Annotated in this window: 21 protein-coding genes; 15 read left to right on the forward strand and 6 right to left on the reverse strand. The window is 47.5% G+C overall.

The window, feature by feature from the left end:
- The 9 genes from AC53GJ_RS08475 to AC53GJ_RS08515 all read left to right on the forward strand — a co-directional run bounded on the left by AC53GJ_RS08475 (position 1) and on the right by AC53GJ_RS08515 (position 13,604).
- Positions 1-2,133: a bi-domain-containing oxidoreductase gene (locus AC53GJ_RS08475; RefSeq protein WP_496732236.1), complete on the forward strand. Its 2,133-nt coding sequence runs from the start codon at positions 1-3 to the stop codon at positions 2,131-2,133.
- A 3-nt stretch (positions 2,134-2,136) separates the two neighbouring features.
- Positions 2,137-3,789 (forward strand): heparinase II/III family protein, encoded by a 1,653-nt coding sequence (locus tag AC53GJ_RS08480; protein ID WP_496732237.1) that lies wholly within the window; start codon positions 2,137-2,139, stop codon positions 3,787-3,789.
- 7 nt (positions 3,790-3,796) lie between these two features.
- Positions 3,797-4,981: a glycosyltransferase family 4 protein gene (locus AC53GJ_RS08485; protein WP_496732238.1), complete on the forward strand. Its 1,185-nt coding sequence runs from the start codon at positions 3,797-3,799 to the stop codon at positions 4,979-4,981.
- 125 nt (positions 4,982-5,106) lie between these two features.
- Positions 5,107-5,658, forward strand: a complete 552-nt coding sequence (locus AC53GJ_RS08490; protein WP_496732239.1) for a sugar transferase — start codon at positions 5,107-5,109, stop codon at positions 5,656-5,658.
- Positions 5,659-5,705: 47 nt separating this feature from the next.
- The gene (locus tag AC53GJ_RS08495; protein ID WP_496732240.1) at positions 5,706-7,652 is read left to right on the forward strand and encodes a polysaccharide biosynthesis protein; all 1,947 of its coding nucleotides are present in this window, start codon (positions 5,706-5,708) and stop codon (positions 7,650-7,652) included.
- 127 nt (positions 7,653-7,779) lie between these two features.
- Positions 7,780-8,148: a hypothetical protein gene (locus AC53GJ_RS08500; protein WP_496732241.1), complete on the forward strand. Its 369-nt coding sequence runs from the start codon at positions 7,780-7,782 to the stop codon at positions 8,146-8,148.
- A 1,880-nt stretch (positions 8,149-10,028) separates the two neighbouring features.
- Positions 10,029-10,751 carry a YjbF family lipoprotein gene (locus AC53GJ_RS08505; protein ID WP_496732242.1) on the forward strand — a complete coding sequence of 241 codons (723 nt, stop codon included), beginning with the start codon at positions 10,029-10,031 and terminating at the stop codon, positions 10,749-10,751.
- Complete coding sequence (locus AC53GJ_RS08510) at positions 10,741-11,505, forward strand: capsule biosynthesis GfcC D2 domain-containing protein (protein ID WP_496732243.1); 765 nt, start codon at positions 10,741-10,743, stop codon at positions 11,503-11,505. The genes AC53GJ_RS08505 and AC53GJ_RS08510 overlap by 11 nt, the downstream gene beginning before the upstream one ends.
- Entirely contained in the window at positions 11,505-13,604 is a 2,100-nt protein-coding gene (locus tag AC53GJ_RS08515) for a YjbH domain-containing protein (RefSeq protein WP_496732244.1), read from the forward strand. Before AC53GJ_RS08510 ends, AC53GJ_RS08515 begins: the two co-directional genes overlap by 1 nt.
- Before the next feature lie 199 nt (positions 13,605-13,803).
- On the opposite strand, the gene AC53GJ_RS08520 is transcribed toward AC53GJ_RS08515, so the two are convergent.
- Entirely contained in the window at positions 13,804-14,841 is a 1,038-nt protein-coding gene (locus AC53GJ_RS08520) for a glycosyltransferase family protein (RefSeq protein ID WP_496732245.1), read from the reverse strand.
- A 12-nt stretch (positions 14,842-14,853) separates the two neighbouring features.
- On the reverse strand, positions 14,854-15,438 hold the full coding sequence (locus tag AC53GJ_RS08525) for a thymidine kinase (RefSeq protein WP_496732246.1): 585 nt from the start codon (positions 15,436-15,438) through the stop codon (positions 14,854-14,856).
- A 119-nt stretch (positions 15,439-15,557) separates the two neighbouring features.
- Here AC53GJ_RS08525 and AC53GJ_RS08530 point away from each other — a divergent pair, with 119 nt between their 5' ends.
- From AC53GJ_RS08530 to AC53GJ_RS08550, 5 genes are all read left to right on the forward strand, one after another.
- Positions 15,558-15,833, forward strand: a complete 276-nt coding sequence (locus AC53GJ_RS08530; protein WP_496732247.1) for a hypothetical protein — start codon at positions 15,558-15,560, stop codon at positions 15,831-15,833.
- A gap of 76 nt (positions 15,834-15,909) precedes the next feature.
- Positions 15,910-16,323, forward strand: coding sequence for an MAPEG family protein (locus AC53GJ_RS08535; RefSeq protein WP_496732248.1), 414 nt, complete (start codon positions 15,910-15,912; stop codon positions 16,321-16,323).
- Between the two features lie 43 nt (positions 16,324-16,366).
- Positions 16,367-16,807, forward strand: coding sequence for a YqaA family protein (locus AC53GJ_RS08540; RefSeq protein ID WP_496732249.1), 441 nt, complete (start codon positions 16,367-16,369; stop codon positions 16,805-16,807).
- A 137-nt stretch (positions 16,808-16,944) separates the two neighbouring features.
- Positions 16,945-17,343, forward strand: coding sequence for a DUF2750 domain-containing protein (locus AC53GJ_RS08545; protein WP_496732250.1), 399 nt, complete (start codon positions 16,945-16,947; stop codon positions 17,341-17,343).
- A gap of 227 nt (positions 17,344-17,570) precedes the next feature.
- The gene (locus tag AC53GJ_RS08550; RefSeq protein WP_496732777.1) at positions 17,571-17,720 is read left to right on the forward strand and encodes a bacterioferritin-associated ferredoxin; all 150 of its coding nucleotides are present in this window, start codon (positions 17,571-17,573) and stop codon (positions 17,718-17,720) included.
- A gap of 565 nt (positions 17,721-18,285) precedes the next feature.
- Here the strand turns inward: AC53GJ_RS08550 and AC53GJ_RS08555 are convergent.
- Positions 18,286-19,278 carry a transposase gene (locus tag AC53GJ_RS08555; protein ID WP_496732251.1) on the reverse strand — a complete coding sequence of 331 codons (993 nt, stop codon included), beginning with the start codon at positions 19,276-19,278 and terminating at the stop codon, positions 18,286-18,288.
- 437 nt (positions 19,279-19,715) lie between these two features.
- Between AC53GJ_RS08555 and AC53GJ_RS08560 the strand changes: the two genes are divergently transcribed.
- On the forward strand, positions 19,716-20,627 hold the full coding sequence (locus AC53GJ_RS08560) for an aspartoacylase (protein WP_496732252.1): 912 nt from the start codon (positions 19,716-19,718) through the stop codon (positions 20,625-20,627).
- A gap of 45 nt (positions 20,628-20,672) precedes the next feature.
- Here the strand turns inward: AC53GJ_RS08560 and gloA are convergent, their stop codons facing one another.
- Genes gloA through AC53GJ_RS08575 form a run of 3 tightly spaced genes read right to left on the reverse strand, consistent with a single transcriptional unit; the run spans position 20,673 to position 22,426 of the window.
- The gene (gene gloA, locus AC53GJ_RS08565; protein ID WP_496732253.1) at positions 20,673-21,074 is read right to left on the reverse strand and encodes a lactoylglutathione lyase; all 402 of its coding nucleotides are present in this window, start codon (positions 21,072-21,074) and stop codon (positions 20,673-20,675) included.
- 9 nt (positions 21,075-21,083) lie between these two features.
- On the reverse strand, positions 21,084-21,716 hold the full coding sequence (gene nth, locus AC53GJ_RS08570; RefSeq protein ID WP_496732254.1) for an endonuclease III: 633 nt from the start codon (positions 21,714-21,716) through the stop codon (positions 21,084-21,086).
- The gene (locus tag AC53GJ_RS08575; RefSeq protein ID WP_496732255.1) at positions 21,713-22,426 is read right to left on the reverse strand and encodes an electron transport complex subunit E; all 714 of its coding nucleotides are present in this window, start codon (positions 22,424-22,426) and stop codon (positions 21,713-21,715) included. The genes nth and AC53GJ_RS08575 overlap by 4 nt, the downstream gene beginning before the upstream one ends.
- Positions 22,427-22,429: the final 3 nt, after the last annotated feature.

Genomic DNA, 22,429 nt, shown 5'->3' on the forward strand with positions numbered 1-22,429 from the left:
ATGAAACAAATTCTTCAGGACCTCGCCAAAGGCGGTACTTCAGTGGTACAGGCGCCGGTGCCGGCGGTTTCTTCTGGCCAGTTATTAATCGATACCCGCATCAGCCTGATTTCAGCGGGTACTGAGCGGATGCTGGTAGATTTTGGCAAGGCTTCACTGCTGGACAAGGCGCGGCAACAGCCGGAAAAGGTCAAGATGGTGCTGGAGAAGGTGCAAACGGATGGTTTATTAACGACGCTGGATGCAGTGCGTTCTAAATTAGGCCAGCCATTACCGCTTGGCTATTGCAATGTGGGGGTGGTCGCCGCCGTTGGTCATGGTGTGCCGCAGTTCAAAGTAGGCGATCGGGTGTTATCCAACGGCCCGCATGCCGATGTGGTGCGGGTGCCAAAAAATCTTTGCGCTAAAATTCCTGCCAATGTTTCTGATGAAGCGGCAGCTTTTACTGTGGTTGCCAGCATAGGTTTGCAGGGCATTCGTTTAGCTGCGCCTACTTTGGGTGAGGCGGTCGTCGTCACAGGTGTTGGTTTAATCGGGCTTTTGACAGTTCAGCTGTTAAAAGCGCAGGGTTGCCGGGTACTGGCGATTGATTTTGATCAGCGCAAATTAGCGCTGGCGCAAAGTTTTGGTGCTGAAATTTGTAATCCTGGCCTCGGCGAAGATCCGGTTGCTGCCGGTATGGCGTTTAGTCGTGGTCATGGCGTCGATGCTGTGATTATTACCGCCTCCACTAAATCGAATGATCCGGTGACACAAGCGGCGCGAATGAGCCGTAAACGTGGCCGTATTATTCTGGTTGGCGTGACCGGGCTTGAATTAAACCGGGCGGATTTTTATGAAAAAGAACTGAGCTTTCAGGTGTCCTGCTCTTATGGGCCTGGTCGTTACGAACCTGAATATGAGCAGCAAGGTGTTGATTATCCTCTGCCTTTTGTCCGTTGGACCGAACAGCGTAACTTCGAAGCTGTGCTGGATATGCTCGCCGCCGGCGCACTGAATGTGGAAGCCTTAATTACGCATAAATTCTTGTTTGAGGATGCAGCTGCGGCTTATCAGGTACTGACTGAAGATAAAACCGCCTTGGGTATTTTATTGCAGTATCCGGGAGACACTGCGCCGCGCCATGTGCGGACTGTCATGCTACAGCAAGTGAGTTTTGACCCGCAACAGCCGGTGTTAGGCTTTGTCGGCGCTGGTAATTATGCCGCACGGGTGTTAATTCCGGCGTTTAAAGCCGCTGGAGCTCAGCTGCACAGTATCAGTACCTCCGGTGGTATTAATAGCGTGATCCATGGCAGTAAAGGTGGTTTTGCCCAGGCAACCACTGATACCGATGCTTTGATTAACAACCCGGCCTTAAATACCGTGGTGGTGGTGACCCAGCACAATAGCCATGCCCGTTTTGTGGCAAAGGCGTTGGCTGCCGGTAAACATGTGTTTGTGGAAAAACCACTGGCGATTACGTTGCCAGAGTTGGCTGAAGTTGAGCAGGCTTATCAGCAAAGTGCTGGCCAAAGTGTATTGATGGTTGGTTTTAACCGTAGGTTTTCGCCGCAAGTGCAAAAAATGAAAGCGTTGCTGGCACCAGTGCAGGAACCTAAGTCATTTATTATGACGATGAATGCCGGTGCTATTCCAGCTGATCACTGGACGCAGGATCCGCAAGTTGGTGGCGGTCGCATTATCGGTGAGGCTTGTCACTTTATTGACTTAATGCGTTATCTGGCGGGTAGTGAAATTATTTCGGTGCAGGCACGCCGGATGGGGGATAACCCGCATCAGGCTATTACCGAAGATAAAGCGGCTATTATGCTTGGTTTTGCCGATGGGTCATTTGGCACCATCCATTATTATGCCAATGGGGCTGCCAGTTTGCCCAAAGAGCGGATTGAAGTTTTTGCCGCTGGCCGGGTATTACAACTGGATAACTTCCGTAAGTTAACAGGTTATGGCTGGCCGGGCTTTCGCAAAATGAACTTATGGCGTCAAGATAAAGGGCAGGCGGCATGTTGTGCTGCCTTCTTGTCGGCGATCCAGCAAGGTAAGGCAGCCCCTATTCCAGTGGCAGAAGTTTTTGAAGTAGCACGGGTTTCCATAGAAATTGCTCAGTTGCTGCGCACTCAGCAGGGCTGATCCATGCCTTTAATGTTTGCACAACGAAAAAAACTCAGCCGGTTGTACCATACCATCCGGCCTTTGCGGTTTGAACAAATCTGGTACCGGCTGCGCTATAAGCTGGTGCCGCTGCGTGGTTTGTCGGCTGAGCGGTATTCTCTTGCAGCAGAGGCCTGGTGCTGGCAGGGGCCAGAAGTGCTGACGCCCAGCCTGACCGCTGAGGGCGAGGTTTGTTATTTAAATCTGCCGGCGACTATCCGGCAGCCGTCGGATTGGAATGATCCGGCATTTGCCAAGTTATGGTTGTATAACCTGCATTATTTTGATGACTTAAATGCCATTGATAGCTTAGCAAGACGCAGCTGGCAGTTAGCGCTGGTGAAGCGCTGGATCCTGGACAATCCGCCAGTGGCTGGCAATGGCTGGGAGCCTTATCCGCTGTCGTTGCGATTGGTGAACTGGATAAAGTGGTATCGCCGTGCTGGTATTGACGATGCAGCCATAGTGCAAAGTATTGCCTGCCAGGCTGAAGCGCTCAGTAAACAGCTGGAATTTCATATTCTGGGTAATCATTTATTTGCCAATGCCAAAGCACTGGTGTTTGTCGGCTGTTTTTTACAAGGGCCGGCGGCAGAACGTTATTTACAACTGGGTTTACAGTTGCTGGCGCGGGAAATTCCTGAGCAGTTTTTGCCGGATGGCGGTCATTTTGAATTGTCGCCTATGTATCACTGTATTCTGCTGTGGGATCTGCTGGACTTAATTCAGTTAGCCCAGATCACCGCCAGCCCGCGATTGGCACAGCAACTGCCAGCTTGGTCTGAGGTGGCCAGCCGCGCGCTGCATTGGCTTGGTTGTATGATCCATCCTGATCAGCAAGTCAGCTTTTTTAATGACAGTACCTTTGGTATTGCCGCTACACCTACGCAGTTAAGTCAGTATGCGCAACAACTGGGGTTGCCAGCTGTTACCGAACCCACAGCACTGTTAACTACGCTAGCGCACAGCGGTTATAGCAAGCTTCGTTTTCCACGCCATATGCTGATCCTGGACCATGCGGCGGTAGGGCCGGATTATTTGCCCGGTCATGCCCATGCCGATACCTTAAGTCTGGAGTGGTCTGTTGGCTTGCAACGGGTGCTGGTAAATTCTGGCACTTCTTTATATGGCGTTAGTGCCGAGCGGCTTTATCAGCGGCAGACTTGCGCCCATAACACTGTGTTGGTCAATGGTCAGGACTCTTCCGAGGTCTGGAGTGGTTTTCGCGTTGCCCGGCGTGCTTATGCTAAGTTGTTGAATGCCAATCAGAATGAGCAAGGGGTCATTATTGGTGCTTGCCATGATGGTTATCACAGGTTAAAACAACCGGTGAGTCATTTGCGGACAGTCAAAGCAACGGCGACCAGTTTGCAGATTATTGACCAGCTGACCGGGGCTTTTAACAGTGCCCGGGCGCACTGGTTTTTACACCCAGCGGTACAGGTTCAGCAACGAACTGCCACTGAGTTGTTACTTATATTGCCAACGGCAGAGCAGATCCTGCTGACAAGTTCAGCTGCTGTGGTAGTGAAAGACAGTCAGTGGTTTCCCGGCTTTGGTGTCAGTGTACCGAATAAAGTGTTGTCAGTTGATTTTATCGCTGCAGAGCAACAGCTGTTGTTCTGCCTACAGTAGAGATAGTGTGTTGAAGAAAATTTTAGTGTTGTCGTTTTATTATCAGCCAGATTTATGTGCCGGCTCTTTCCGTTGCACTGCACTGGTGAATGAGCTAATAAAACAACCAGACCTGGCTGTGACTGTAATGACCACGGCGCCAAATCGTTATGCTTCCTTTAACGAGGATGCACCCGCTTTTGAGCAACAGGGCAATTTGCAAATTCACCGTTTTGCTTTACCACGGCATAAAAGTGGTATTTTGGATCAAATTAAGTCTTTTATCAGTTTTTATGCGCAAGCACGGCGACTGAGCAAAACTCAGCACTATGATGTAGTGGTTGCAACTTCATCTCGGTTGTTTACCGCTTTTCTTGGTGCCCGTATTGCCAAAAAACAAGCTGCACCTTTGTATCTGGATATCCGCGATATTTTCCTTGATACCATCACTGACGTGTTCTCCGGCAAAAAATTACTGCTGACAAGACCCATAGTGGCGGCAGTGGAAAAGTATACTTTTGGTGCGGCCCAGCGCATAAATCTGGTTTCCGAAGGTTTTAGCCACTACTTTGCCAGCCGTTATCCGCTGGCAGACTACCGGTTTTATACCAATGGTATTGATGATGCTTTTGCCACACCGCTCAGCGAAACAGCACAAAAAAAACCAGCGTCACCTTTACGCGTGCTTTATGCCGGCAATATTGGTGAAGGTCAGGGCATGCATCATATCCTGCCGGAATTGGCCAAACTGTTACCAAATGTGAATTTTTGTGTGATTGGAGATGGCGGCCGGCGTTTGTTGTTAAAACAACAACTACAACAACTGCCGAATGTCGAAATGCTGCCACCTGTGAACCGGCAGCAATTGTTGGCTGAGTACCATAAAGCGGATGTATTGTTTTTGCATCTGAATGATTTACCAGCTTTTGAAAAAGTGCTGCCGTCGAAAATTTTTGAATATGCCGCCACGGGTAAACCAGTATTGGCAGGGGTGGCCGGATATGCGGCCGAGTTTATCCGGCGCGAAGTGCCAAACGCGGCGGTGTTTGCACCTGGTAACCATCAGCATGCGAAGCAGGCTTTTGAATCCTTAAGCCTGACGCAGGTGGACCGGTCGGAGTTTGTAACGAAATTCCTGCGCCGCAGCATTATGCAACGGATGGCGCAGGATATCCGTCAGTTCAGCCAGGCTTCAGCGCTACAAGGTGAATAATAGCGACTATTGCATCAGTGGACTACTTTTTCTAACAGTGCCAGCTTTCCTGTTTGCACTTGTGCGGCGGCTCTGGCAAACTCGCCGCCATTGCAGCTTGCTGCCATTGCTTTAGGAGTGCAATTTTGATTCGATTGTTAGATATAGTGCTGGCTTTTATCGGTTTAGTGCTGGGATTTCCACTGTTAGTGCTGCTGACTTTGATTGGTCTGTTTGATACCGGTTCGCCGATTTTCCGCCAGGTACGGGTTGGCCGCCAGCAAAAGCCATTTACCTTAGTGAAGTTTCGCACTATGAAACCTGAGACAGCTTCAGTGGCCACCCATTTGGCTAGTGCTGATGCCATTACCCCTTTTGGTGGTTTTTTACGGCGCAGCAAACTGGACGAATTGCCGCAGTTATGGAATGTGCTCAAAGGCGAAATGAGTTTTGTCGGGCCGCGGCCATGTTTATTTAATCAGCAGGAATTGATTTTGCAGCGGCAACAGCGTGGCGTATTTAACCACAGGCCTGGTATTACCGGGTTAGCACAAGTTAATCAAATAGATATGTCGACTCCTGTGTTACTGGCTGAAACGGATGCTCGGATGCTGGCGCAACTGACATTAAAGGAGTATTTTCAGTATATTTTGCAGACCGTGGCAGGCAAGGGCGCCGGTGATCGCATCCAGCGCTGAGTTGGAGCTTTGTTTAAAACCGGGTTTGTTGTGGCAAGGAGTATTGTTTGAATTTAATCAGTTTGTCTTTTAGTAAATATTTCAGCCATTTTTTAACTATGTCTCGATTTAAGAAACGTTTTGTTTCTGTCACTATCGATGTGGTGTTGTTATTTCTGGCTGTTTCTGTTGCCATTTCAATTAGTAGTGCCAGAGATCTGATCTTAAGTACTGACGCTTTATATCTGTATTTTGTCCCTGTGTTTGCCGGTACTATTCTGGCATTTATCAAGTTGGGTCTGTATCGGGCTGTGGTGAGATTTATCGGCTCACATGCCTTGCTGGCCGTGGTATCGGGCGTGATGTTTTCTGGCATGTTCTTATTTATTGCCAATCAATTATTCCGGTTACATTTAACTGTCTCCAGTATGCTGAACTATATGTTTATTGCGCTGATGCTGATTGGCGGTTCCCGCCTGGCGTTGCGGGCTTTAGTGCATGCCAGGGAACGTAAATTTAATCACCAGGTATTGATTTATGGCGCTGGCGCCAGTGGCCGGCAGTTGTTATTGGCGCTGGAGAATAGCGTTGAGTTTCGTGCTGTCGCCTTTTTGGATGATGATCCTTCTTTACATGGTGTGATGATTAAAGATGTGCGGGTCTATTCGCCGGCGCAAATTAATCTGGTGATGGAACAATACGCCATTAGCCGGGTGTTATTGGCACTGCCTTCGGCTTCGCGCTCGGTACGGGCAGAAATTTTAACCCGGTTAGAGCCATTAGGCGTGCCGGTGCTGACGATCCCGGGGATGGCCGATATCGTCGAAGGCAAGATGAAAATTGACGAATTGCAGGATGTCAAAATTGAAGATTTGCTTGGGCGGGATCCGGTACGACCCATTCAAAGTCTGTTAACGGCCAATATCAGTAATAAAGTGGTGATGGTGACAGGCGCGGGTGGTTCTATCGGCTCTGAACTATGCCGGCAAATTTTGCAACAAGGGCCGAAGGCACTGCTGATGTATGAAATGTCAGAGTTTTCTTTGTATGAGATTGACAAAGAGCTGACGCAAAAAATTAAAAACCAGGATCTGGATGTACTGCTGTTGCCGGTGATTGGTTCAGTGCAGGATAGTGAACGATTAAGTCAGGTGATGCAAAGTTATCAGGTTGAAACTGTGTATCACGCTGCCGCTTATAAACATGTGCCACTGGTCGAATTTAATGTGGTCGAAGCGGTCCGGAACAATGTGTTTGGTACCTGGCGGACGGCTGAGGCAGCCATCAGCTGCGGCGTGAAAAACTTTGTGCTGATTTCCACCGATAAAGCAGTGCGGCCAACCAACGTGATGGGCACCACCAAACGGCTGGCAGAACTGGTGTTGCAAGCCTTAGCACGCCGTCAGCAGCAAACCCGTTTTTGTATGGTCAGGTTTGGTAATGTTTTGGGTTCCTCTGGTTCAGTGGTGCCGCTATTTCGCAAGCAAATTAAAGCCGGTGGCCCTATTACCCTGACGCATGAAGATATTACCCGCTATTTTATGACTATCCCTGAAGCGTCGCAGTTGGTGATCCAGGCCGGTGCTATGGGCAAGGGCGGGGATGTATTTGTGCTGGATATGGGCGAGCCGGTCAGAATTTATGATCTGGCGATGAAGATGATCAACCTGATGGGCTTAGTGCCAAAAACCAAGGCCAATCCGGACGGTGATATTGAGATTAAAGTGACCGGCTTAAGGCCAGGTGAAAAACTGTATGAAGAATTGCTGATTGGCGGTTCTGAGCAAGAGACTAAACATCCGCGGATTAAAACTGCTTCCGAGGTGTTTTTAAGCTGGCCGGAAATGTCGATGTTATTAAGTCAGTTGGAAATTGCTTGTGCCAGTTATCAAATTGACACTATCCGCCAGTTGATGCTGGATGCACCTACCGGTTTTAATCCAACTGATGATAACTGTGATTTAGTCTGGCGCCGGCAGCAACAATCGATGCTGGAGCAGGTGAAGGTAGGCTGACAATTTTGGGCACTGTTGCTGATTTATCGCAGTTACAATAGTGACTATCTGTAATTTATTTTTTTAGGTTGTAATTTCAGCAAATGCTGGCGATAATCAGCCTTATTTTTTTCAAAAGGAGAACGGAATGAAAAAAGTCGCTGTTTTTGGTCTGGCGTTAGCCATGGCTTTTTCGGTAAATGCACAGCAGGAAGATTCAGGTGCTGCTGGTTCAGCTGCTAGTGCTGGTACTATCGGTGGTATCGCTACTGGTACTATCGTGGCTGGTGCTATTGCTGCCGGTGTATTAGCTGCTGTTGTTTCTAACAACCGTAGTGATACTGCGCCTGTTGTTGTGGTACCACCAACGCCAACACCAACTTGTAATGGTACAGATCCACTGGTAAACAACGTTTGTACTGGTACAAATAACGTGGTAACAGTGACTGGTACTGGCACTAATACACGTACTATTTCTGTACCTGTAACCTTTACTTACGCACCAACCGTAAAATAACGGTTGTGTTGTGACAAAAAGCCGCCATTTGGCGGTTTTTTTTTGCCTTAAACAATAGGACCTTGGATGGCGCTGCTGGACGCCAAGCGTTGGACTGCCGCAGCGCTTCGCGCCGGTCGAGTCCGAGTTACGACTTATTCAATCAACCTAATGATTAATAAAAAATTTAAAGTAGGTCGGACTCGACCCGGCATCGTCGGGGTAGTCCGACAATCATAGTGGGTAATTTTTTCCACAAGCCATGTCGGACTGCCGCAGCGCGTTGGGCGTCACACGTCGAGTCCGAGCTACGACTTATTCAATCAACCTACTGATTAATAAAAAATTTAAAGTAGGTCGGACTCGACCCGGCATCGTCGGGGTAGTCCGACAATCATAGTGGGTAATTTTTTCCACAAGCCATGTCGGACTGCCGCAGCGCTTCGCGCTACGTCGAGTCCGAGCTACGACTTATTCAATCAACCTACTGATTAATAAAAATTTAAAGTAGGTCGGACTCGACCCGGCATCGTCGGGGTAGTCCGACAATTATGGTGGGTAATTTTTTCCACAAGCCAAGTCGGACTGCCGCAGCGCTTCGCGCCGGTCGAGTCCGAGTTACGACTTATTCAATCAACCTAATGATTAATAAAAAATTTAAAGTAGGTCGGACTCGACCCGGCATCGCCGGGGTAGTCCGACAATCATGGTGGGTAATTTTTTCCACAAGCCATGTCGGACTGCCGCAGCGCTTCGCGCTACGTCGAGTCCGAGCTACGACTTATTCAATCAACCTAATGATTAATAAAAAATTTAAAGTAGGTCGGACTCGACCCGGCATCGTCGGGGTAGTCCGACAATTATGGTGGGTAATTTTTTCCACAAACCAAGTCGGACTGCCGCAGCGCCTTGGGCGTCACACGTCGAGTCCGAGCTACGACTTATTCAATCAACCTAATGATTAATAAAAATTTAAAGTAGGTCGGACTCGACCCGGCATCGCCGGGGTAGTCCGACAATTATGGTGGGTAATTTTTTCCACAAGCCATGTCGGACTGCCGCAGCGCTTCGCGCTACGCCGAGTCCGACCTACGACTTATTCAATCAACCTACTGATTAATAAAAATTTAAAGTAGGTCGGACTCGACCCGGCATCGTCGGGGTAGTCCGACAATCATGGTGGGTAATTTTTTCCACAAGCCATGTCGGACTGCCGCAGCGCTTCGCGCTACGTCGAGTCCGACCTACGACTTATTCAATCAACCTACTGATTAATAAAAATTTAAAGTAGGTCGGACTCGACCCGGCATCGTCGGGGTAGTCCGACAATTATGGTGGGTAATTTTTTCCACAAGCCATGTCGGACTGCCGCAGCGCTTCGCGCTACGTCGAGTCCGAGCTACGACTTATTCAATCAACCTAATGATTAATAAAAAATTTAAAGTAGGTCGGACTCGACCCGGCATCGTCGGGGGTAGTCCGACAATTATGGTGGGTAATTTTTTCCACAAGCCAAGTCGGACTGCCGCAGCGCTTCGCGCTACGTCGAGTCCGACCTACGACTTATTCAATCAACCTACTGATTAATAAAATTTAAAGTAGGTCGGACTCGACCCGGCATCGCCGGGGTAGTCCGACAATTATGGTGGGTAATTTTTTCCACAAGCCATGTCGGACTGCCGCAGCGCTTCGCGCTACGCCGAGTCCGACAATCATGGTGGGTAATTTTTTCCACAAACCATGTCGGACTGCCGCAGCGCTTCGCGCTACGTCGAGTCCGACCTACTGATCATAGTTTCACGCCGTGGATTTTCTGCCTTGCTGTTGTTGTACCTTGGCAAACCTGAGGGAAAACAACACTCAACAATTTGCCGGAAATAGGGTATTCTTCAGCTGTTTAGGTGCAAAGTAAGGAAAAAGATTTGCGCAGCTGCTGTTCCACTCTCACTTCTGCCCGCTGGCTGTTATTGGCATGCCTGCCACTGTTAACTCAGTGTTCCGGCACCACTAAAGGTTATCAGGACACCCTCAGTTATGTACTGTTTCCGGCACCGGATCATCAACTAAGCCGCGCCGAGCTGGCCAAAAGACCTTATGACACTTTGTACGCCAAAGTTGGGGATTTACCGCAGGCAGTGTTAGTGCTGGCTTATGACGAACAGGGCCAGCAAAAATGGTTATCTGCGGATCGGGCTTTGTTAATTTTACAACAAGGTCGCTTGGTGAAAACCACAGGTTTTCCGTTAGATTTAGTGTTCAGTGCCAGGCAGGGCATCGATCCATTGACTAAACCATTGGCACAAATTCAGGTCGGTGATCAGTTTGAGCGGGTTTTAGACTGGTCATTGGCAGAACATACCAGCCAGCTGCAAAAGCTGACCATTATCAGTATTGAAACTGTATCACTGGAATTACTGCAGCAGCAGTTTGATGCTGTATTGGTGCAGGAACAAGTGACTTTTGCCGATCAGAGCATAGCTATTAATCAGTTTTGGTTTGAACGTCGCAGTGGTCGTTTGTTGCAAAGTCAGCAGCAAGCGGCAGCTTTTGCGCCTGTGATGAAGTTGACTCATATCAGTAGCGCTTTGAAATTATTGCCAGCTGAGGTGCAAAGTGCGTCTTAAATTACCTTTGCATCGCCGCTGTTTAGCCGGCTTATGTTTGTTACTGACCACCAGTCTGCAGGCACAATCGCCAGCTGTGCTGGTGGAGTTTAATGGCCAGCAGCAAGGCTATTTCCAACAACCACGGCTAGCCGAAGTGCTGCTGACGGCCAGCAGTGATACCAGTCTGTATTGGCCGGCGGCACGATTATATAAACTTGATCCCAGTCAGATGGTGGCAGCTGAACAGTTACGCGGTGCGGTACTGGAACAATTACGTTTATTAAGTATTCACTGGCAGGCTGAACCGCTGGTGGCAGCTAATTTAATGCAATTACGCAGTCAATTGGCGAACTGGCGGCTGGCACAACCGCTGTCATTAGTACTGGATCCTGATCTGAGTCGGACCCGCGCCGAATTTAACCCCAGACTTGATGCGGGCTTGTACCTGTTACAAGCAAAACGGCGACCTGGTTTTATCACCCTCACCGGTTTAGGTGGTGATCAGTTTGTTGAACATAAAGCTGGCACTCTGGCTTATCAGTATCTGACGCAAGCCTATGGTATCGACCACAGTGGGGTTGATGACATTTATTGGCTGCACGCCGGGCCAGCACCAGTAAAATTACCTGTCGCCAGCTGGAATCGTAATCTGCAGCAATTGCCGCCGGGCAGTCTGTTATTTGTGCCTGTGCCTGCCAAATGGCTACCAGAGCCATGGCAAGATCTAAACCAGCAACTGCTGCAACTGCTGCAATTCAGGGTGTATAAATAATGAAGTGGCCTCAAGTGAAAGTATTTCGTTGGTCGTTGTTAACGCTGGCCTGTCAGTCAGCCTGGGCCGATGTCGAGCTGGCACCTTTGCCTGTGTATAGTCAGTTAAATCAAGGTGGTGTTGGCTTAATCCAAATGCCGACCGCCCGGATGAATGCAGACGGTGATTTTAGCCTTGGCTATCGCGATAACGAAGAATACCGTTTCTGGACTGCTTCAATGCAGTTATTTCCCTGGATGGAAACAACGGTTCGTTATACCGATGTCCGCACCCGGTTATACAGTGATGATCCTGATTTTTCTGGTGATCAGACGCTCAAAGACAAGGGGATTGATGTCAAGTTCAGGCTGTGGCAGGAATCTGCCTGGTTGCCGGCAGTTTCGGCTGGTTTCAGGGATTTTGGCGGCACTGGTTTTTTCGAAAGTGAATACGTCGCGCTTGCTAAACGTTGGGGCGATCTTGATCTGCATTTAGGCATTGGCTGGGGTTATCTTGGCCATCGTGGCAATATCGACAATCCGTTTTGTGATCTTGCTGATCGTTTTTGTAAAAGACCACGTGGCTTTCGTGGCAGCGGTGGCGGTTTTGATACCCAACGCTTTTTTAAAGGACCAGCGGCCATCTATGGTGGTTTTGAATACCAGACGCCGTGGCAGCCATTAAAACTGCAGTTGGAATATGATAGCAATACCTATAAGTTTGACAGGGCTGGGGTGCTAAAACAGGATAGCGCCTGGAACTACGCGGCGGTTTATCGTTATAACGACCAGTTGGATTTAACCCTGAGCCGTCAACGTGGCAATACCATGGGTTTTGGCGTCAATTATCGGTTTAATTTCCATACTGCCAGCCAGATCAAAATTGCACCGGCACCGCGGATGGTACCGGATCAATTACCTGCAGCCAGCAAGCAAGTGGAGAGGTTTGACCTTAGCCATAAGCTGTATTACGAAGCTGGTTTTGTGGTACAGAAATATCAGTTGTTGTCGGATACCGTTATTCTGCAGGGTTATTCGCTCAATTATCGCAATCAGGATGAGTTTATCAACCGGATTGGCCGGGTGCTGGCCACTGAATTACCTGAGACCGTAAAAAGCTATCGGGTGACCGAAGTTTCTGGCGCCATTCCGATGGTTGAAACTGTGATTGATGCCGATAAGTTTGTCCATTTTGCCCGCAGAGACAGCCTGGATGCGCAATTGGCGCCGGCTGTGTTGCGGCAACATCCAGCACCAGTGACGACGGACTGGGCCATGATTGTGGATAATTCCGGTTTTTACACCGGCGCTGATTTATTCTGGATCCAAACCTTTGGCAGTCCGGAACGGTTTTATATGTACCAGGGCGGTGTGCTGCTCAGTGCCGGTTATAACCTCGACAGCAACTGGTCACTAAATTCGACCGTTAAAGTGAATGTGCTGACTAACTTTGATGAGTTTAAATTCAGCCGTGATGCCTTTGAAACTGCTGTCCCCCGTGTCAGAACATTAGTGCGGGAATACGTGCAAGGCAATGATGTCGCCTTGGAAAATCTGTTCGGCTTATGGAAATCCGATCTGCAAAAAGATTGGTATGCTCAGGCCTACGCCGGTGTGCTGGAAACCATGTATAGCGGTGGCGGTGCTGAGGTGTTGTATCGACCGGTAGATTCCAGACTGGCGGTTGGGGTCGATTTAAACTATGTCGGACAACGGGATTACGACCGTACTTTTGGTTTGTTTGATTACCGGGTAATGACCGGGCATGTGACAGCCTACTGGCAGCCAGAGTTTATTGATGATGTGCTGCTGAAAATCAGCGCAGGTCGTTATCTGGCCAAAGACCATGGCGTGACTGTTGATTTCAGCCGCCGTTTTGACAGTGGTATTGTGGTGGGGGCTTATGCCACTAAGACCAATTTATCGGCCAAAGAATACGGCGAAGGCAGTTTCACCAAAGGGTTTTATCTGTCATTCCCGTTTGATGTATTTAGTATTTCGCCATCAATAGGTCGTGGTCAACTGCCGTGGATCCCGATTTCCAGAGATGGCGGCCAGCAACTGAACCGCCCTGCACAATTGTTCAGCCTGACCGATGTACGTTCACCTTTTAGCAAATAAAGCATAAACCGGCTGGAACATGAAAATGGCCAGCCATGTTTGTGTGGGCGAAAATGGGGCGAAGATGGCCAGCCATGTTTAGGCCGAAGATGGCCAGCCATGTTTGATGTAAAACCCTTAGGTTTTAAATGAGATATCGACCGCCAGTTATAGTTCTATCGACACACTGTCGGCTAACCGATGTGCTTTAATTCTGCTCTTAGATAAATTTGGTCTGTAACCACAAGTTTTTACTGTCAAAACTACCGCCAGCGAGCAGTTGACGACAGATATCTGCAGCGACATCCGGATATTGCACCTTGCGGGCAGGTGCTGGTCCTTGCAACCATGTTTTGATGTTGTCGGTGCTCAGTTGATGTTGGCTATCAGCCAATTGCAGTTGTTGCAATGCCAGCGCATTAGATGCTTGCTCCATTTGGCCTTGTAATGGCTTTACCATGATTTTTTTCTGCCATTGTAAGGCTTCGCTAATCAGTTCAAAGCCCGCATTACTTAACACTGCGCCAGCTTGCGCCAAATGTTGCTTAAATGAACTCACCGATGGCGGGTGAAAACGTAGTTGTTGCTGTTGACCCGTGATCCCGGGGCAGCCATAAATCTCAAACTGATAGCCTTTTAGCGGTAACAACCACTGCCTTACCGCTGTTGGATCTTCAAAAGGTAAATAAACTAATACTCGGTTCGGATCTGCGGATGGGAGACTGGATGGTAAATCAATGATGGGTGGCGCTATGGCGGCTCCGACAGCGTGATCAATATCGAAATGGTGCCAATGTAGACCGATATGTTGATCCGATGGAGCAAAATGCCGAAAGACTCTGCGGCTGAACCACGAATTATCCTGCAACGGTATTGGATGCAAAAAAGCGTATTGGTGCCCTAGCGCCAATACAGGTGTCCCCTGACGCTTGGCTGCCCAGGCGGTCACGGGCTCAAAATCGGTGATCACTAAGTCATAGCCGCGGGTATCCAGTGTTTGGATATCACTCCATAACTGGCGTAAATTGGCCTGACATACGCTTCGTAAATAATCAATCCGGCCAGCGCGGCTTGCGAAAGTTAAACCGCGCCTATGTTGCCAGTGGCCAAAGCATGGCATGTCAAATAATTGGTCTGTAGGGCGCCCACTAAACAAAAAGTCGACTTCGACGCCAAGTAGCTGCAGCTGTTTCGCCATCGCTCTGGCTCTGCTGATGTGACCGTTACCCGTTGCCTGGACGCCATATAACAGTCGCATTCATTGACTCCTTTATTCAGCTTGCCAGACTAACTCCTTAAAGTGAGCACGGCACATTGAAACATAACTGTCATTGCCACCAATTTGCACCTGTGAGCCAGTGGTGGCGGCTTTACCATCCTGATCCAACCGCACGACAAAGTTTGCTTTACGGCCGCAATGACAGATGGTTTTCAGTTCAACCAGTTTGTCAGCCCAGGCTAACAAGGCCTGGCTGCCGGCAAAAGTTTCGCCGAGAAAATCTGTTCTCAGGCCAAAAGCCAACACTGGTACATGAAGCTGGTCTACTACGTCGGTCAGTTGTTTAACTTGTTGTTTTGACAAAAACTGTGCTTCGTCAATCAGCACGCAATCAAGTTGTTGCTGTAGTTTTAATTGGCTGCATGCCTGGAAAAAATTTAGCTTATCGTCGAACAGCTGAGCATCCATCGCCAGCCCTATCCTTGAGCTGACTTTACCAATACCAAACCGGTCATCCAGTGCTGCAGTAAAGATGGCAGTATGCATGCCTCTTTCCTGATAGTTATAAGCACTTTGTAATAATGAGGTCGATTTACCGGCATTCATTGCCGAATAGTAAAAATACAACTGAGCCATGGGGATTCTCTTTTAAACACGCGTGCAGCAGTATATCAATTGCCGCTCAAGTTCCAAAGCAAGCCACCCATCAATTTATGGCTTCATATTTACATAAGATTGCGTCAGAAAAGTGACAAATGTTATGGATGGCTATGACTGCTCAAAGGCCAGCAAAAGAAGCTGAAAAGCGACTTATCCAGCAATGCATTTCATGGGGGTATATCTGGCTAAAAATATGCCGAAAAATCGATGGTAACAGTGGATGGCCTGAATTGGTTAGTGGATGGCCTGAATTGGTTATAGCGGCTATGCAAGCTATTTGTAAGCTTGATACAGCCCCTGTGTCGCTGGATGTAGCGAAAAAATCGTATTTTAGTGATCCTTTGGTATCTGTTTTATCTGGCTTAAGATAACTGTCGAATCACGCTGTTTTAATTGTGTCAGATGGTAGAATGCTTTACTTTAGGAGCCGCTTAAAACGGAGGTGGTATGGATAAGTTTTTAGTATTAACCGTTGTGCTGCAGGTGTTACTGATCAGCGTAATTCTGGTGATTATGGGACGTCGGCGCTTCGCTGCGGCCCGGAATAAAGAAATTCATATATCAGCCTTTCGAACAATGGAACTTGCCGGAGCCAACGAGCGGGTGATTACTGCCAGTCGTAACTTCGACAATCAGTTTCAGATGCCGATGCTTTTTATCTTCGGTGTTCTGTTTGTATTGCAGTTTGGTTTGGCTGATTTAGTCTTCGTGTTGTTGGCCTCCATGTTTGTCGTGCTTAGATTGTTGCATGCAGTGGTACATTTGACATCGAATCAGGTGCGGCAGCGGTTTAATTTGTTTCTGGCCAGTTGCGTTGTATTGTGGATTTTCTGGATCCGCTTTGCTGTGAAACTGCTCTAGTAGTGATTGAAGGCGTGATCAGCGCGTGTGATGGGTGTTTTTGATGGCAAATTGGCCTTGGGTATTGTTGTTTTTAAGTGCGTTGAGCTCGGCTACTGTGTTACCAGGCAGTTCGGAAGTTGTGCTGGCAACGATGTGGTGGCAGGGATTTAATCCATGGTGGTTATGGTTAGTGGCAACCAGTGGCAATCTATTAGGTTCATGCTTTAATTGGTGGCTTGGCGGGCAGCTCTTGCGTTTTCAACACAAACGCTGGTTTCCGGTTAGTGCTGAGCAACTTGAGCGGGCGCAAGGCTGGTTTCAGCGTTGGGGGCCGATGTCATTATTAATGTGTTGGTTGCCGGTCGTCGGGGATCCGCTAACCATCATGGCTGGTGTGCTAAAAATGCGACCTTGGCTGTTTTTATTGCTGGTAACTATTGCCAAAGGGAGTCGATATGCTTTGCTTTTGTTGTTGGCTGAACATCTGTTGCCAGCACCATAACGCGATAGCACGGCTAGTTGTCGATTTTTTGGCAGAAACTGTGTTCAAACTGCAGAACAAATGACAAAACTCTAGGCGAAATCACCGCTTTCGGTCATCATAGCGCAATTATTTAGACACCAAGAGAAGGTAATACAATGGAATACGCACTGACCGCAGAAGAACTGAAAAAAGTCACCCAATTGGATGCTGAACAGCGCTACGAGTATTTTATTAATGCAGTAGCCGATCTGGAAAAAATTTGGATCCTGACCGATGAAGAAGGTTTTGTGCTGGTCACCGCTGAAGATGAACGTTGCATCCCGGTTTGGCCTCATGCCGAAATTGCACAACTGTGGATTGAAGGTGACTGGGCAAATTGTTCGGCTCAGGCTGTCGACATTAGCACCTGGATTGACAAATGGACAGCGGGTTTGGATGGCGATGAGTTGTCCATTGCAATTTTCCCGCATGCAGACGAACCAGGCATTGTGATTGGGCCGGTCGAACTGCAGGAAACGCTGTTAGAAGCGATGCAAGATGATGCCAGCCATTAATCGATTGTCTTGAGCTCGTTTTGATTGTGAGCCCGAATATTTCAAGTCTGTGATCGGAAGTATTCGGGTGAGCAAAATTGAAGCAAAATTTCATTTTACTATTGATAACCATTCTTAATTAGATTACGATAACGGTGTTTTCAACATGCCTTATCGGAAACTATATGTATATCTGTGTGTGTAAAGCCGTCACTGACAAAACCATTCGCCAAAAAGTGGCAGAAGGCATGTGCTCTATGCGCGAGATGAAGCAGTGTCTTGGTGTGGGCAGCCAGTGCGGAAAATGTACCCCAGCGGCGCAAGACCTGCTAAATCGAAGCCTTACAGAACAAATGATTCCTTGCCGTGTTTTGGAACAGCAACGCCCAGCCGCATAAGTGAGAACCAATAGATATCTGTGGTTGTAAATCAACTCGACTATTTAAATTCAATCAACCCATCATCCGCTGTGGAATGTTAGCTAGTAGCTATTTTGCTGAAAACATTCTCATTAGCCATGCACCTAGCCACCCATCTTCTTTTTTAATTCACGCAGTGCTAATGCAGGCCATCCATATTTAAGATGTTAAATGTTTTCGTTTCTTGCAGAACCGCAGAACGGGATTTTGTGTAAGTCTGGCAGACTGCCAGTTTCGAAAGTGCTAATACAGGCCATCCATATTTAAAGTGCTAATGCAGGCCATCCATATTTAAGATGTTAAATGTTTTCGTTTCTTGCAGAACCGCAGAACGGGATTTTGTGTAAATCTGGCAGACTGCCAGTTTCGAAAGGAATACCCCGGGGCAAAAGAGATATGATTTTTCACAGCAAGGCGTTCGACTTACCTGCTGTTGACCACTTCAAATTGTGAGCATCGGCAGTAATTTTTGCAAATGTATTGCGTCTGCTTAAGTTCTGACTTTGTCACCATTGCTGCCGGTTGCGATCTGGTACCGAAACAATTACTTGTCACAACTAAAACTCTCAGGAAAGCTTCGCCTGCATGCGCAAATGCCATGTACAGAGTGTAGATTTAAATGCTGGCAATACTGTTTGACGGCACTAACAGTACCTATTACGTGAAAGAAATTTGTTTCAAGATGAAGGCAGTTATGAAGCCAGCGAGCGATAGGCACTCCAAGTCGAACTAACATTGATGGTAGTTTTACATTCATTGTCTGTGGTTTGGCAGCACGAATATGTCGACTCGTCCAGTCTAGAAGTTCAAGATAATCGGAAAAACAGTAGGAGATATGTTCTTGCCCGCTCTTTACATCGATATCATCAGAGAAAGGTAGTAACTTGCCATGAAAGATACCGCGAACAGCGTTGCCGAGCCGATTTTGGATACTGGTATAGTCTGAAGTTTGTGGGGATTCAGCGATTTTTGCGCGCATCGGATTAAGATCAACATACGCCATCACACTGAGTAGCGCTTTTTCCCCCAGCAATGCCTGACATTTAAAACGTCCTTCCCAAAACCGTCCGGTGCATTCGTCTTCAGCATTGGCGAGTCTGGCAATGTGCTCATTTAGACATCGCATAAACCAACTAATATCACAGAGCCGGTTGCGATACTTTTCAACTATTGAATCAACAACTTGTCTTTCAGCTTCGCCACTGGATTCCCCGGCGAGTTCACGTTCAGCCAGTGCAGGTAAATGAAAAAGCATTTGCCAATGTTGTAAAACCTCTAGTTTGCTCCAGCTTTTGGCTTTGGCTGTATCGACCCGGACAACAAGATGATAGTGGTTGGTCATCAGGGCATAAGCGGCAATGTCGATAGCGAACATTTGTGTGAGTAGAGCCAAGCGTTCAGTCATCCATTCTCGGCGATGTTCAAAGTTGTAAGTGTCTGTTATACCACATAAAAAAGCACGTCGAACACATCGACTGACCAAGTGGTAGTAACAAGTTTGGCTTACTGCTATCTGGAATTTACGTGCAGTTGGCATGGCATAATCCAAAATCAATAATTAACTAAATGTAAATATAGATGCAAAAGTGTAATAAGTTAAGGTTTGAATAATTTATTTATTGCGCCGTAAAATTCGGATTAAATTGAAGCCTATTATTTGGAGTCTGGTGCCTTAGAGTCGATCATCTTTTCAGGGATGGCATGCTTATACCTAGCTTGGATGTGTGGCTGGCCTGTATTAGTTCGTACATGGCTGGGTTGAATTCATTTGATAGCTCGTTTTTATGCAGCTCAAATTATGGATGGCCTAAATATGTTTAGCTGAACAATTCACTTTTTATCCTTTATTTTTGCATTTATATATGTTTTTTATTCAAATGAATGCTTTCGTGCGGCATAATGCGATCTTTTGTTGCTGCAGTTTAGTGGTTGCAGCTTATAATTTACCGTTTTTTTGCTTGCTCAGAGGTCGTGATGTATAAAACTCCGCAAACTCCAATTCGTACTGTCGCTGTGGTCGGTGGTACCCATGGTAATGAATTTTCAGGAATTTACCTTGAGAAGCGCTATCGCGCCCAGCCGGAGCTCATCCAGCGTAGTAGTTTTACCAGCCGTACCTTGTTTGCTAATCCGATGGCGCACCAGGCGAATAAAAGGTATCTGGACAGTGATTTAAACCGGCAGTTTAAAACTGTTGATTTAGCAGATGCCAACCTTACGAATTACGAGCAAAGCCGGGCTAAAGTAATTAATGTCGAACTGGGCCCAAAAGGGCAGGCTAAAACGGACTTTATTATCGATTTGCATAATACCACCAGTAATATGGGCGCTTGTCTGATCCTGACCCAGCCTGGCCGGATTTATAATCTATTAGCAGGTTATATCAAATTGAAAATGCCGGAGGCCGTGATTTCCCGAGATGAAGATCATTTTGCTGCCGAAGATCATGCGTTATTGTGCACGGTCGGAACTTTTGGAGTTATCGTCGAAGTAGGACCACAATCCCAGTCAGTATTACGTCAGGATGTGCTGGAACAGATGGATGAAATGACTCAGCATATCCTTGATTTTATTGAACACTACAATCTTGGTACCTTGCCGCAATTACCAGAAAAGGTTGAGGCTTTCCGTTATTTACATAGTATTAAGCTGCCGATGAATGACCAGGGTGAACGTTTAGGTATGGTGCACCGGCAAGTGCAGGATTGTGATTATCAAGCTATTCTGCCCGGACAACCACTGTTTGCCATGTTTGATGGTTCTGAGCAAACCTATCAGGGCACTGAGGTGGTGTATCCAACCTTTATTAATGAAGCGGCCTATTACGACAACAATTTGGCAATGTCACTGAACGATAAAGTCTGGATTGTGATTGCCCAGGATTAATCCACCGGTAGTAAACGGAAGGGCGGCTATTCCGCCCTTTAGTGATTATAATTCGGTGTAATGTGCTTTTTTCTGAATAAGTTCAATTGCATAGTTATCCGGATCTCGAACAAATGCAATTTCAGTTGTACCACCTTTCACTGGTCCTGGTTCACGGCTAATCACGCCACCACGAGTACGGATTTGGTCGCAGGCACTGTAAACATTGTCCACTTCCAACGCGATATGGCCAAAAGCATTGCCCAACTCGTACTGATTTACGCCATAGTTATAAGTCAACTCTAATACGGCGCCGGCAGATTCATCGTGATAACCAACAAAGGCAAGGGTGTATTGGTATTCCGGATTATCAGACTGTCGTAACAGTTTCATTCCCAATACTTCGGTATAGAATTCTATTGAACGTTCCAGGTTAGTCACCCGCAACATGGTATGCAGCATTCTCATCGGACACTCCTAATCGGTTTTCTCTTTAAATTCACACAGATCTTCCACTAAACAACTGCCACATTTTGGCTTACGAGCCATGCAAGTGTAGCGGCCATGCAGGATTAACCAATGATGGACATCCAGTTTAAATTCGGCTGGCACAACTTTGAGTAACTTTTGTTCTACCTCGTCGACATTTTTACCTGGTGCAAAATTCATCCGGTTACTGACACGAAAAATATGGGTGTCCACAGCGATAGTGGGCCAGCCAAAGGCCGTATTCAGCACAACATTGGCCGTTTTGCGGCCAACGCCTGGTAAGGCTTCCAGCGCTTCGCGATTTTCTGGTACTTCACCTTGATGTTTTTCCAGCAAAATACGACAGGTTTTAATCACATTTTCGGCTTTAGAATTAAACAGGCCAATGGTTTTTATATAGTTTTTTACCCCATCGACCCCGAGGGCCAGCATAGTCGCTGGCGTATTTGCCACCGGAAATAACAACCGGGTTGCTTTATTAACCCCGACATCTGTTGCTTGAGCCGATAACAATACCGCAATTAATAGTTCAAACGGACTGCTATATTCCAGTTCGGTGGTTGGTTTAGGGTTATTCGCTCTGAGTCTGGTTAAAATTTCAGTTCGTTTTTGCTGATTCATCCGCCGCTGTTCTCTGCAGTTGCTACCTGTGTCACCCTGGCTCTGGTCCTGGTCGGTTTTGCTTGCTGTACACGGTTTTTCTGTCTTAAATCAATGGCATTTTTTGCCGCAATTAAAAAACCTAGGACCAAAAAAGCGCCAGGTGGCAGGATTGCGAGTAGCAGATTACTGTCACTATGAAACAGCTGAATTTTCAGCACAGTGGCCCAATCGCCCAACAGATTATTCGCGCCATCAAACAGGGTGCCTTGACCGAGGATTTCACGGATGGCCCCCAAAGCCACCAGCACGGCGGTGAAACCAGCGCCCATCATCAGACCATCGGCCATGGCTGGCAACAACGGGTTTTTCGAAGCAAAAGCTTCGGCGCGGCCAATAACAATACAGTTGGTGACAATCAGCGGAATAAAAATCCCCAGCGACTGATACAACTGATAAGTATAAGCATGCATCAGTTGTTCGATGGCCGTCACCACGGCCGCTATCACCATCACAAAGACCGGGATCCGGATTTCGTTCGGCACCTGATGACGGATCAGTGACACCACCAGATTGGTTGATGTCAGTACCAGCATGGTCGCAAGACCCAGCCCAAGTGCGTTGGTTACATTGGAGCTGGTTGCCAGTAACGGACAAAGGCCAAGCAGTTGCACCAGCCCCGGGTTATTTTTCCACAAACCCTGGCGGGCGATTTCCCGATATTGTTGCATAGT

Source organism: Rheinheimera sp. B2H12 (genome assembly GCF_059620065.1).